The sequence below is a fragment of the Chlorobium sp. KB01 genome, from assembly GCF_001975465.1.
GTDB lineage: Bacteria > Bacteroidota > Chlorobiia > Chlorobiales > Chlorobiaceae > Chlorobium.
The window spans coordinates 19,329-31,697 of the sequence record NZ_MPJE01000083.1 but is presented as its reverse complement, the minus strand read 5'-3'; the positions used below and the strand labels follow the sequence as shown (position 1 = coordinate 31,697).

Here is a 12,369-nt window from a genome sequence, read left to right as displayed (position 1 = left end):
TCACTCTCTGTTTTTTACAGCTTTTTGTTAGAATCAGCAAATACGATGTATTATGGCGAAAAAAGGCAGCAGTGCTTCCAAAAAGGAAAATGAGGTTATTGAGGAACCGGTTCTGACCAAAACCTATCTGACCGATGAAGAGCTGGAGCATTTCCGTCAGCTTCTGCTCAAAAGGCGTGAAGAGGTGCTTCGTGACCTGGATATTCTGCGTTCATCTCTCTCCGATGAAAACGTGGAAGATTCAATAAATTCGAACTACTCCATGCATATGGCTGATCACGGCACCGAGACCATGAACCGTGAGCAGCGCTTCATGTTTATTGCCCGCGACGAGAAATATATCGGTTACATTGATCAGGCTCTTGACCGCATCAGAAACAAAACCTACGGAATCTGTATCAAGTCCGGCAAACCCATCCCGAAAAAAAGGCTGGAGGCTGTGCCGCACACCTCGGTGAGAATCGAGTTCAAGCAGGGGAAAAAGTAGGCTCGGGCTGGTTGTTTATCTTGGAATTACAAAAGGGAAAGGGCTGACATGTTGTGAGCCCTTTTCCTTTTTGTTTTTTAAATCCAAAATTCTGAATTCAGAATCTCTTCAGTCGTTCTCCTCTTTGTCGGTGGTGGCCTCTTTGACCTCGATGGGATAATCACCGCTGAAGCAGGCCGTACAGTAGCTGCATGTTTCATTTTCAAATGAGGGGACGCTGTTCATGAGTCCCTGCATGGAGAGGTATTTCAATGAATCAACACCGATATACTCCCTGATCTTTTCTATCTCCTCCTCTTCATTCTCCAGCGTGTCGAACATATGGGTCAACAGCTGGCGTTTGGTCGGGAAATCCATCCCGTAAAAGCAGGGGTTGGTGATAGGCGGAGAGCTGATGTGGAGATGGATGGCCTTGGGATCGGCTTCACGGATCAACTTGATCAGCATTTTGGCGGTAGTGCCACGGACAATCGAGTCGTCAATGAGAATGATCGGTCTCTCCATGAGTACACCGCGCACAATGTTGTATTTGGAACGGACCTTGATGTCGCGGCTGTGAATTCCCGGCTGGATAAAGGTTCTTCCGACATAGTGATTACGGATAAGGCCGTGTTCAAAGCGTGCACCCTTTTCCATTTTATTGCTCTCCCTTACAAAGCCGAGTGCTGCGGTATTGGATGAATCGGGGACGCTGACGACGGTCAGCTCCTTCTCACCCGGCTGCTGCTTGATTTCCGACTCCCGTGCGAGATTTTTACCGAGGTTCCGGCGGACCTTGTCAACGGAGTGCTTGAAAATAAAGCTGTCAGGTCGGGCAAAATAGACATATTCGAATATGCAGCGCGCTTTACGATCAGATGCGGGAAGAAAGAGTGAGGTAGGCTTCTCGTTTGTTACCGCAAGGTGGTCGATCAGCAGTATCTCTCCAGGCTCGATATCGCGGATGTACTCGGCCTGGATGATATCGAATGCGCAGGTTTCGCTCGCAACGATATAGGCAAGCTCTCCGGTCAGAGGATCAACCTTTTTGCCAAGAGCAAGGGGTCTGAATCCGTAGGGATCTCTTGCTGCAATCATCTGGTTATTGGCCAGAATGACCATTGAATAGGCGCCCTCAACCTGGCTTAAGGCATTATAGATTTGCTGTATGGGCTCTTTTTCCCGGCTGCGTGCAGCAAGGTGGGGAATGATTTCGGTATCAGAGGATGCCTGGAAGATCACGCCGTCCTCAGTCAGTTGACGCCGAAGGGTTCGGGCGTTTGTCAGATTACCGTTATGCGCTACAGCAAGGCTTCCAGAGCGGTAGGTGAGTGAAAACGGCTGAATATTGTTGATGGATGCTGATGAACCGGTGGTTGAGTATCGGTTGTGCCCGATAGCGGCATAGCCGCCCAGTTTGTCGAAGATGGTTTCATCCCTGAAAACTTCGGAAACAAGACCCATGCCCTTGTGCTGCTTGAAGAGGGTTTTCTTTTTGATCTTGTTATAGTCTGCAACCACGATACCTGCGGCTTCCTGTCCTCTGTGCTGAAGTGAGTACAGTCCATAGAAAGTGTCTTCCGCGGGAGTTTTTGAATTAAAAACGCCGAAAACTCCACACATAAGCAAAAGTATGTTAAAGTTAGGATAAGCACCTCAGAGTCCTAATAATGGCAAATGAAGATCAATATTCAAACGGAAAACTGAAAATAATCGTTGCAATGACAACAGACGATGATTTGTTCGCATGTTCGGTGTTATTAACCTGAAATCCGGGGGTTCTTTCGCTACCCGCAGTTATATTTCCATGAGGGCTCCGAAATTTTGCGCTTTACTTTATTCATTCACTTTTTCATGCCATGACTTTACCGAACAAAAAAACTCCTGCTCCTCCCGGTGTGGCAACCTGGATTTTGGTAACGCTGCTCTGGGGTACCCTGTTTTACTGGACATCGATTTTCATGCTCCGTCTTGCCTCGGCAAAGTTGGGGCAGGGTTATTTCAACGCACAGCAGAGCGAGCTCTTTACGGTTTACGGTATTCACGCCGGTGTACTTGTTCTCTTTGCCCTTGTGGCCATGATGGTGCGCCAACTGCTTGATCCGGGAGCCAGCAAACAGGTGGCAAGGAAAGTGGCCATTGCGGAAGGGAAGGGTGAGAAGGTCTTCATCTCTTTTGCCGGAAGTATAGCTACCAGCTTCTTTTTTACCGGTCTGACAGCACTGACGCTCGCAGTAAGTTCAAGTCGGGTCGGTTTTGATGCGGACTTTACTCTTCCCGTTGTTCTTCTTGCAGCCTGTTACAATATTGCAGCAGGTCTCTGTGCATCACTTTTTGTGGGAGTGGTTTTTTTGATCGCGCAAGCGGTGAGGAAAGGAAAGTAATTAATAGAGGTGCCCTTATTGCGATGCCAAAGGTTGGGCCTTTTCGGGAGAGTGGAAATAAAAAGCGCAGCTTTCTGACTGCGCTTTTTTATTTTTTTTGTGGAGCTAAGGAGACTCGAACTCCTGACCCTTTGCATGCCATGCAAATGCTCTACCAACTGAGCTATAGCCCCGGTTTGTAGCTGTAGGCATCGCTATTTATTTGTTCCGAAACCCGATTACTGCGTTGGGTGGTGCTCGAAATCATCTCCCATCCCCAACTTCGTCGGTAATGAGCTACCAATATTTCGCCTCCCTGGGGCTTGAACAAACACTAAATAGAAATGCCCTGTAATAAAAAGAAAAAAAACTTGTTTTTGCAACTTGTTTTGTTGATTCTTTGAGTTACAGGTGTTATTTAATGCAAAACAAGCTGTTATGTCATTGTTATTCGTCGTCAAAGAGGGTTTTTCAAGTATCGGCAGAGCCAAGCTTCCCGCAGCCATTACGGTTACGGTCAGTTTTTTTGCTCTTGTGCTGCTCGGTCTTTTCAGCACCGTCTCCCTCAGTTTTTTTGATGTGATCCAGGAGCTGCGAAGCAGGGTTGAACTTGAGGTTTTTCTTGGCGAGTCCATGAGCGACTCTCTTGCAACAAGGAGTGCGGAACAGATCAGGGTGCTCAAAGGGGTTCGGGAAGCCACGTTTGTTTCGAAAGCTGACGCGGCAAAGAGCTTTAATCGTGACTTTGGAGAGGATATTGTCAAAATTCTCGGATCCAACCCGCTTCCGAGATCGGTAAGAGTGAAGTTTCAGCCCGAATACGCAACTCCCGATAGTGTCGAGCAGCTTGTTCCTGCTATCAGGAACGTCGCCCCGGATGCCGATATCCGCTATAATCAGGCATTTATCGGCCAGATAGAGCAGAATGCCCGCCTCTTTACGTTGCTGACCGGAGGAATCGGGGTGCTCATTTCGGTGGCAACCGTTGTGCTGATCGGCTACACCATCCGGCTCGCCATGTATTCAAGGCAGGAGAAGATCCGTACCATGCGTCTGGTCGGCGCTACGGGGTGGTTCATCGGCGCCCCCTATATTATTGAAGGAGCACTGCAGGGCCTGATAGCAGGCATACTTGCTGCCGGTGCGGTCTATCTGCTCTTCGATCAACTGCTCTTCAGTTATGAACCGGGTATCTACAAGGTGCTGCAGCCCTCTGCACTGCTGATCTACCCGTCGACCGTCCTGCTCGGGCTGGTGCTCGGGGTTTTCGGCAGTGCGCTGTCTGTGGGCAAATATCTGAGGATCGTCTCCAAACGCTGATTTAACCTGTTGCGCGATTTGATTGCTTCGTTGGGTGGTGCTCGAAATCCTCATGTACGACCTGTACATTCCAGTTTCTGCGCTCCATCCGCCTCGCACTCAAACCGCTCACGACGGTTAAAACGCTTTAATACTTAGTTGCGCGGGTCAATGGTGTCGTTGGGCGGTACTCGAAATCCTCATGTACTGACTGTACATTACGGTTTCTGCGTTCCGTCCGCCTCGCCCTTGACCCGCTCACGACGGTTAATCCTATTGTTACGCTCCGCCGGAGCTTGGTGTTCGAAGGAGTAGAGGAGTTTGATCTCTTCGGGCCACTGGTCGGAGTCGGGGGTTTCAAGGATCAGAGGAATCTCTTCAAATGCAGGGTTGTTCATGATGTAGCTGAACGCCTCCACTCCGATTGTCCCCTTGCCGATACTCGCATGGCGGTCTATGCGGCTGCCGATCGGCTGCATGGCATCGTTGAGGTGCATGCCCCGCAGATAGTGCAGCCCTACAATACGGTCGAACTCGCGGAAGGTGGCTTCTGCCGCAGCGGCTGAGCTGAGGTCGTAACCGCTGGCAAAGAGATGGCAGGTGTCGAGGCAGACCCCGGCCCGTGTTTTATCCTCGACTTGATCAATAATCGATGCGAGCTGTTCGAAGCGGTAGCCGAGATTGCTTCCCTGACCGGCCGTGTTTTCAATAACAGCGGTAACCCCTTTTGTAACATCAAGTGCCCGGTTGATCGATTCGGCAATCAGCCTGAGACACTCCTCCTCGCTTATCTCTTTCAAATGGCTGCCGGGATGAAAGTTCAGCAGGGTAAGCTGGAGCGCTTCCACCCGCTGCATCTCCCCGATAAAAGCATCACGCGAAACCTGGCGCTTCTCCGTGTCAGGGCTGCCGAGATTGATCAGATAGCTGTCATGCGGCAGAATATGCTGAGGTCTGAAGCCCCCGTCGCTACAGTTTTTCAGAAATGCATCTATTGAAGAGGTTTCAAGTTTTGGTGCTCTCCACTGGCGCTGATTTTTGGTGAAGAGCGCAAAGGCTTTTGCCCCGATAGTTGCAGCCTGAAGCGGAGCATTTTCAACTCCTCCGGCTATGCTTACATGGGCGCCGACTCGTTTCATAAGTGAACCTCTGTTTATTTGTTACGTGATTTGATTACTTCGTTGACCCGACACCGAAAGAACCCACGACAAAACATAGTGGTTCCCGTTTGGCAGAAGTAAAGATCATGGCGTAGTTGTGGATAGTTAATCGGCACCACCGATGGCTGCGGCCTGTCCGGTGGTGAGATTCATGGTTTTTCTTACGGTAAAGGAACTCCCTTTCGAAGCGGAGGTTGAGAGCATCTCTCCAAGAAGTCCGGTCGAAAAAAGCTGGACTCCGAGAATCAGCAGCAGGATGCCGAGAAAAAGAATCGGGCGGTTGCTGACCGGTTTGTGGAGCAGGATTTTATCAAGGGTGACGTAGAGGCTGATGGCAAAACCGAGGAGAAAGCTGCCCAGTCCGGCCATACCGAAAAAATGCATGGGTCGGCGAAGGTAGCGGGTAATAAAGAGCACCGAGAGAAAATCAAAGAGTCCGGGTAAAAAGCGGGCGGAGCTGTATTTGGTGGTGCCGAATTGCCTTGCCCGGTGAGCCACCGGCAGTTCGGTGATTTTGAAGCCCATCCACTCGGCCATGACCGGAATATAGCGGTGCATATCGCCATGCAGCTCCAGACGGCGGGTTACCTCGCTGCGGTATACTTTAAGCCCGCAGTTGAAGTCATGAATGGTTATGCCGGTAAAGAGGCGCGTCACCGCATTGAAGAGTTTTGAGGGAAGCGTTTTGGAGAGCGGATCCTTGCGGTGCTGCTTCCATCCGCTGACCAGATCATAGCCCTCAAGCAGCTTTTTCAGCAAGGTCTTGATGGCAAAGGGGTCATCCTGCAGGTCGGCGTCAATCGTGCAGAGATACTCTCCCGAAGCCGCCATGAATCCGGCCGAGAGTGCAGCCGTTTTGCCGAAATTTCTCTGAAAGGAGATCAGACGGAGCTCCGTTCGGGAGTCGATCAGCCCTTCAATAACCCGGTTTGAACCGTCGGTTGAGCCATCATCCACCATGATAATCTCAAAACTGAACGGATCAGGAAAGAGGGCGCGCAGCTCCTGTTCCTCCATGGCAAGATAGAGCTGATCAATCAGTTCAGGCAGAGATTCCCGCTCATTAAGCAGAGGGACGATGACGGAGAGTGAATGCAACAGCAGAACGATTAATGTTGAATAAAGAAAAAGTTAACTGTAATAATGCAAAATCCATCATCCGGTATTCGAATTCTCTTCAAACTCTTGTCCATCTTCTCAGGAAAGGAGCCAAAGGACTACAGGGAGAGCAACGACGAAAAGAAATGCCATCCCCGGAAGGGCGAACACGCAGGTTCGCCCCTACAATTCAATCTAACATCGCTTTAATTCTTGTCCACTGTGTCCACTTCTGTCCACAATTTCTTCGTCCATTTGCGTCCACTCTCTTCCTCTTCAAACCCCTCTTCTTCCGGGATCCCAGATGTATTTGTGCAGTTGTAGCTGCATTCTGACGTTCAGGCGGTCTTCAAGAATCCAGTTGGCAAGGTTTACGGGCTCCAGCATCCCGAACGCCACCCCCATCATGACGGTGCAGGCGTCAGGGAGTCCGGTTCTGGTGAGCAGCTCCCGGGCCCAGAGGTAGTCTTCGCGGTCAGCCACGACAATTTTGAGCTCGATCAACCGGTTTGCATGATCTTTCTGCTTCAGGGCGAGTGCAATGTTTTCCGGGTTGTTTTTATCGGATACACCGGTTGAAGGCGGTTTGAGGTCGATGATTTTATGCACGCGGGGATCGACCTTCGCCACGGAGAGAAATCCGCCGGTTTCAAGCAGGACGCGCTCCTTCCACCGGTTGCAGAGCTTCTCCATGAGCGGGTAGACCTCTTCCTGCAGGAGCGGTTCTCCTCCGGTTATCTCCACAAGCGGTGCCCCGATTTCGGCCACCTGTTCTATGATCTCCTCAATACTCATCTCCCTGCCGGGTTGTTCCGCATAGGCGGTATCGCAGTGGCGGCAGCCGTGGCCGCATCCTGAAAGCCTGATGAAGGTGCAGGGCCATCCGGAAAACGAAGATTCCCCCTGGATGGAGTGGAAGATTTCGCTAATGTTAAGAGTAGGGGTGCTCATGAGTTCAGCTCGGATAGCAGTTTTTCAAGGGCGTCCGGGTAGAGGGTGTGCTCACAGGCAAGCACTCTTGCGGCAAGGCTTTCCGGAGTGTCGCCCGGAAGCACCGGAACCTTGCGCTGCATGAGAATCCGCCCCTTGTCATACTCCTCGTTGACCAGATGCACCGTTGCGCCACTCTCGGTTTCGCCTGCCTCAATCACTGCGGTATGGACATGAATGCCGTACATCCCTTCGCCACCGAACTTCGGCAGCAGGGCTGGATGAATGTTGATAATCCGGTCAGTAAACGCATCCACGACCGCGTCAGGCACCTTGCGCATGTATCCGGCAAGCACAATGATTTCGATCTGCTTTTCTTTGAGGTATGCAACCATCGCATTTGCGAACCCTTCAAAGGAGTCGAACTGCTTTTCAGTCAGATGGAGTGTGGCGATGCCGTTCTCACGGGCGAACTCCATCGATCCGCACTGCGACCGGTTGGAGAGGCAGAGCACGATCTCCGCATTGATCGCTCTCTTTTTCAATGCATGGAAAATGGCCTGAAAGTTGCTTCCGGAGCCGGAGCAGAAGACCGCTATGCGGGTTTTATCGGTAGTCATATGTTCGTATTGCTTTTCCGCATAACAGGATAAATCTATTCCTGAGCAGTTTTACAAATTAAAATAATGCCTATCAGGGACAGGCTTTCAATAGTTTTGGATTTGAAGTAATGACCTCAATACCACCGGTTTGGAAGTCCGAATCGTTTGTAAGCAGTTTCAGGTTTTGCTGCCTACAGATATCCGTCAACACTGCATCGTTAAAATCTGATTGACCCGTTCCAAAATCAGATATGGCTTGCTTCAGGTCAAGTTTATTGGTTGGCAAGGAGTGTAGTCGGGAGTTGCGGAGTATACCGGCGGCCAAGGTGACAGCACTTGCTGCTATTGGTTGAAAAATGGATGAATTTCTGAAATCCTTATACTTTGGATATTGCTTCGAAAAATGTGCTTCCCACTCGATACGGCAATATCGATTGAGATATTCACTCAATACCATCGGATCAAGAATGGGTATGGCTCCATTTTGTACGAGTGAAGCAAACGCCCTCGAATAGTTTACAGCGAAAGGTATACTTGAGTTACCAGGAGGAGGATAGAGATAAAGCCAAATGTTGGTATCGATAAGGATTTGGTCACTGGAGATGAATGAGTAAGCTTTCAAATCATGTGCCTTATTCCTCATCTTCGCCCTCCAATGTAGCCCAGACTTTATCGTACTTTTCAGGATTGGTGTAATACCGCTTTGCGTTTTCTACTACCCGTTGCAGGATTTCCATATCTTCACCGGCTAATCCTGTGACCTCAAGCTGATCCCGAATTTCCTCTTCGCTGAACTGGCCGTAAAGCTGTCCTATTGCGACATTCAGAAAAAGCGATATGAGCATTGATACCCCGTCAAAAGAGATTACAACATGCTTGCCTGTTTGCAGCAGTGGAACAGTTTTATCAAATACCTTTTGCCCGTCTTCTGAAGCTATGCAGAGATTACTGCCGATTGTATCAATAACTCTTATGATTACTTTTTCTCTCATGTTTTCTCCTGTCGTTCTCTTCAAAAAATATCGGATGAAGTCAATTCTGACTTCAATGTATATCGGTTCGTATCATTTGTGTTTAACTCAATATTAACACATGTTCCGGGAAAATCATCCTTCAGTTTTCGGCATGATTCACCCGAAGCGGAAAATTTATAGAAACCGTAGCGCGAAACTATGAGCAGCTTGCCTCTATTTAAACTCAGAAAATCCTTAATTAGCTTCAATCCAAGTCCGCCAGGTTGATTTTGACGGGTTGTGTTGGCCCCCTGTAATGCCCAAGTGATTGCTTGGCAAGAACTTATCTTTTCGTTTTTCCAGAATCGTCTGACATTTTCCCGTATCCCAATTCCTGCGTCAGCAATAGTGAAGTCAAGCCGGTGTTGTTTCGGAAAAAACTGACCACATACAAAAATACCTTGTTCGGATTGTGAATGCTGCGTAGCATTCTGAAAAATCTCAAAAAGGCTCTGCCGGAATTTTTTTGCAAGCCCATCAGACATTTTTGGAATACCTCGATCATGCATGTATTGATCCAGGTAGTCAGAAAATTGCTCACCGGAAGTGAGTTTAAATCGTTTAAATGGCAGCGTGGTCTGGTTGGAGTCATGGAGTTCACAAAATCCCAACTCACAAAGAAAACGATTTTTTTGCAGAATTGTTCGGATATCTGAACGAATGTTTGTGGGGGTGACCACATTCATCCCTTCGTAGTACTTTGTCAAGACAGCATAGAACGGCGCTGCCATGTTTGCTTCAAAAAAGGTACAGTCCTGAAAATCCAGATCAACTTTCTCAAATAAAAGCGCTTTGGCTTTTTCCGAAAGAGCAGCGAGTGCATTAAATCCGGTCGCATCGCTGCGTATATCACAAATTTTTTCCTGCATCAAGCTTGCTTTTGAGAGCTGGAAATGGCTTAAGGAAACTGCGGGCGTTTGTTCCCTCTACAGTTCAGCTTATACACGATTTTATCAATACTTCGATCCATTTCCAAGTTTTGCCACTTTACGGGTTTGCCTCTTCGGCTGTACGTTTGGTTTGTCCAGCGCGCACCCCGGAATTCTCATTTTACTGTAATTATCCTTACCTTTATCGTAACGCTCATTTTGAAATACAGCTATGTAACGGAGAGGATATGGGCATTAAAGAAATTGAAATCGAGATCCGGAAGCTGGATTTGAAGGATCGAGCTACGCTTGCGAAGTGGCTCATCGACAGCCTCGACGAACTGCCGGAATTAGAAGATGAAGCTTTATCAGGCATAATATCAAGGCGGGATAAATAACTAAAGTATAGGGAGATGAGGCATGAAACCCACGACACCGCATAAAATTGTGGTCATCCAGGCGCTTGAGTTTGACAATGCCGGCAACATTTTACCGGCTCCGCCACCTCCGCCGGTTAAAAATGTACAACCTATTGTTGTGAAAAACAGGGCTGAACTTGCTGCTGCATTTAAGACGCTTAACGACGGGGATATCCTTGTTTATAATGGTCATGGAAACAGAGGTCAATACGCAGTCGGTACCGGGATAGATGCGGGTAGAGACTGGAAGGATCTGTGGAAGGAGATGGGAACATACGGACTGAAGAAGCAGCCAAAGCTCTCATGCGTGTTTCTTGCCAGTTGCATGGCTGACCATACTTCGAATAATCCGCTGACCCATAAAGAATTGAAAGAGTTCAGGGAGTTATTCCATGCAAGAATTGCCATTGCTCCCAACTATGAATACGAGTCCCATACCGGATGGGGCTGGTGGGGAAAAGATGAAACGCTTGCCGGTAAAATGATTACAGATATCACAAAATATCATAATGGTCAAATTAGCTCGGGAGAGCTTAATAAGCACCTTCACCAATACAACGAGAGGTTCGGGATAACCTATGGCTGCAATGCATGGAATCATCCCGCCAGTTGTCCGTGCGGATTCGGACTGCCAAAGTTTCCGTAACCGTGTCGGTGCGATCATTCCCGCAAACTGAAGATCCTTGTAGTGGCTGAGGGCGGGATGTTCCCTTTACCTGGCAGAGGTTGGATGGTGCTTGCTGATTATCTGTCGGTGTATCGGAGCGCCGCCGCAGTGGCGATGGGCTGGCAAAGCAGAAGAGCCGCTTTTTTATTCGGCTTCGGAATTTGAAACTGAAATAATATCAGGTTGATGTTTTTGCTTACGGTAGCTGCCGTTTTACTCCTGTCTTTGTTTCTTCTGATTGGTTTTTTTCTGGCAAACAGTCCGGGAAAAACCGAGCCGTTCCTGGATGAACAGGGAAGGGTGCTGGCGGGAAGCATTTCGGAAAAAATCCATGTCAACATCAACGGTGTTGAGCAGGGGATGTTTATCAAAAGCAAAGATGCAACGCATCCGGTGCTGCTCTATCTGCATGGGGGCATGCCGGATTACTTCCTGACAAAAAGATACCCGACAGCTCTTGAAGAGTGTTTCACCGTGGTCTGGTGGGAACAGCGTGGGTCGGGTATCTCCGCAAAGGCCGATATTCCACAAGAGACGATGACCCTGGAGCAGATGGTATCCGACACCCTGGTGCTGACTAATTACTTGCGTCATCGTTTCCGCAAGGAGAAGATATATCTGATGGGGCATTCAGGCGGAACCTTCATCGCCATTTACGCTGCTGCGCGAGCGCCGGAACTGTTCTTCGCCTACATTGGGGTGGCTCAGATGTCATATCAGCTCAAATCTGAAAAACTGGCTTATGACTATATGCTCAGGCAGTTCAAAGAGAGCGGAAACAGCAAAATGGTGCGAAAGCTTGAAGCAGCGCCGGTCACGATGACGGATGTTATACCTGAGGCATACGTTGCCTTGCGTGACATAGCCATGCACAGCCTTGGTATTGGTACAACTCATGATATGAAGTCGATCATTACTGGAATTCTTTTGCCATCTTTGCTGTGCCGGGAGTATACGTTAGGGGAAAAAGTCAATACGTGGTTAAGCAAATCCCGTTCCGGTGTAAGCATCCTGTGGGATACGATGCTCCGAACGGATCTGACCACAGCGGTGCCGGCACTTGACCTTCCTGTCTATTTTTTTGAAGGGATCTACGACTATACCTGTTCCTGCACAGAGGCAAAAGCCTATTTCGAGAAACTGAAGGCTCCATTGAAAGGGTTATACTCCTTTGAGCACTCTGCACACAGCCCTATGTTTGAAGAACCCGGAAAAATGCAGAAAATCCTGCGGGAAGACGTGCTAAGCGGGAGTAATAACCTTGCTGACGAAATCTGAGGGAAATCACCCACCATGGCTCTGAGTCATGCCTCGCTCATGAGTAGCTCCATCAAGGCGCTAAAGGGAATCCATTCCGCTTCGTACAACTTCCAAAATTCATTCCGTTATTTATTCAGCGCTTTTTATTTCTCTTCTTGCATGAGTTAATTTTACATTGTATATTTACGATGTAAAATTAATTGGTGGTTCATTATTCGGCACC

The 12,369-nt window shown here is 48.7% G+C and carries 14 protein-coding genes and 1 tRNA gene; 6 read left to right on the top strand and 9 right to left on the bottom strand.

The annotated features are described in order from the left end of the window. The first annotated feature begins 52 nt into the window (after window positions 1-52). Window positions 53-487, top strand: coding sequence for a TraR/DksA C4-type zinc finger protein (locus BOO20_RS09330; RefSeq protein ID WP_076792272.1), 435 nt, complete (start codon window positions 53-55; stop codon window positions 485-487). Window positions 488-595: 108 nt separating this feature from the next. On the opposite strand, the gene purF is transcribed toward BOO20_RS09330, so the two are convergent. Continuing rightward, entirely contained in the window at window positions 596-2,089 is a 1,494-nt protein-coding gene (gene purF / locus BOO20_RS09325; RefSeq protein WP_076792270.1) for an amidophosphoribosyltransferase, read from the bottom strand. A gap of 236 nt (window positions 2,090-2,325) precedes the next feature. On the opposite strand from purF, the gene BOO20_RS09320 reads away from it, so the two are divergent. Continuing rightward, window positions 2,326-2,850, top strand: coding sequence for a hypothetical protein (locus tag BOO20_RS09320; RefSeq protein WP_076792269.1), 525 nt, complete (start codon window positions 2,326-2,328; stop codon window positions 2,848-2,850). A gap of 100 nt (window positions 2,851-2,950) precedes the next feature. Here BOO20_RS09320 and BOO20_RS09315 read toward each other — a convergent pair. Continuing rightward, window positions 2,951-3,023: transfer RNA gene (locus BOO20_RS09315), tRNA-Ala, on the bottom strand. Between the two features lie 244 nt (window positions 3,024-3,267). On the opposite strand from BOO20_RS09315, the gene BOO20_RS09310 reads away from it, so the two are divergent. Then, window positions 3,268-4,149 (top strand): ABC transporter permease, encoded by an 882-nt coding sequence (locus BOO20_RS09310; protein WP_076792267.1) that lies wholly within the window; start codon window positions 3,268-3,270, stop codon window positions 4,147-4,149. Between the two features lie 197 nt (window positions 4,150-4,346). On the opposite strand, the gene nfo is transcribed toward BOO20_RS09310, so the two are convergent. The 7 genes from nfo to BOO20_RS09275 form a co-directional block, all read right to left on the bottom strand. Then, window positions 4,347-5,267: a deoxyribonuclease IV gene (gene nfo, locus BOO20_RS09305; protein WP_233120938.1), complete on the bottom strand. Its 921-nt coding sequence runs from the start codon at window positions 5,265-5,267 to the stop codon at window positions 4,347-4,349. Window positions 5,268-5,393: 126 nt separating this feature from the next. Then, complete coding sequence (locus tag BOO20_RS09300) at window positions 5,394-6,386, bottom strand: glycosyltransferase family 2 protein (protein ID WP_076792266.1); 993 nt, start codon at window positions 6,384-6,386, stop codon at window positions 5,394-5,396. 276 nt (window positions 6,387-6,662) lie between these two features. Continuing rightward, the gene (locus BOO20_RS09295; RefSeq protein ID WP_076792264.1) at window positions 6,663-7,337 is read right to left on the bottom strand and encodes a 7-carboxy-7-deazaguanine synthase QueE; all 675 of its coding nucleotides are present in this window, start codon (window positions 7,335-7,337) and stop codon (window positions 6,663-6,665) included. Further along, entirely contained in the window at window positions 7,334-7,936 is a 603-nt protein-coding gene (gene purN / locus BOO20_RS09290) for a phosphoribosylglycinamide formyltransferase (RefSeq protein WP_076792263.1), read from the bottom strand. The genes BOO20_RS09295 and purN overlap by 4 nt, the downstream gene beginning before the upstream one ends. A gap of 73 nt (window positions 7,937-8,009) precedes the next feature. Further along, window positions 8,010-8,540, bottom strand: a complete 531-nt coding sequence (locus tag BOO20_RS09285) for a PIN domain-containing protein (RefSeq protein WP_198935439.1) — start codon at window positions 8,538-8,540, stop codon at window positions 8,010-8,012. Between the two features lie 10 nt (window positions 8,541-8,550). After that, complete coding sequence (locus BOO20_RS09280; protein WP_233120937.1) at window positions 8,551-8,934, bottom strand: STAS-like domain-containing protein; 384 nt, start codon at window positions 8,932-8,934, stop codon at window positions 8,551-8,553. Beyond that, the gene (locus BOO20_RS09275) at window positions 8,931-9,800 is read right to left on the bottom strand and encodes an ATP-binding protein (RefSeq protein WP_076792258.1); all 870 of its coding nucleotides are present in this window, start codon (window positions 9,798-9,800) and stop codon (window positions 8,931-8,933) included. Before BOO20_RS09275 ends, BOO20_RS09280 begins: the two co-directional genes overlap by 4 nt. A gap of 248 nt (window positions 9,801-10,048) precedes the next feature. On the opposite strand from BOO20_RS09275, the gene BOO20_RS12880 reads away from it, so the two are divergent. From BOO20_RS12880 to BOO20_RS09265, 3 genes are all read left to right on the top strand, one after another. Continuing rightward, complete coding sequence (locus tag BOO20_RS12880; protein ID WP_158068738.1) at window positions 10,049-10,198, top strand: hypothetical protein; 150 nt, start codon at window positions 10,049-10,051, stop codon at window positions 10,196-10,198. A gap of 22 nt (window positions 10,199-10,220) precedes the next feature. Continuing rightward, a complete protein-coding gene (locus BOO20_RS09270; protein ID WP_076792256.1) occupies window positions 10,221-10,865 on the top strand; it encodes a hypothetical protein in 645 nt (214 codons plus the stop codon). Between the two features lie 246 nt (window positions 10,866-11,111). Beyond that, window positions 11,112-12,164 (top strand): alpha/beta fold hydrolase, encoded by a 1,053-nt coding sequence (locus BOO20_RS09265; protein ID WP_198935438.1) that lies wholly within the window; start codon window positions 11,112-11,114, stop codon window positions 12,162-12,164. Window positions 12,165-12,369: the final 205 nt, after the last annotated feature.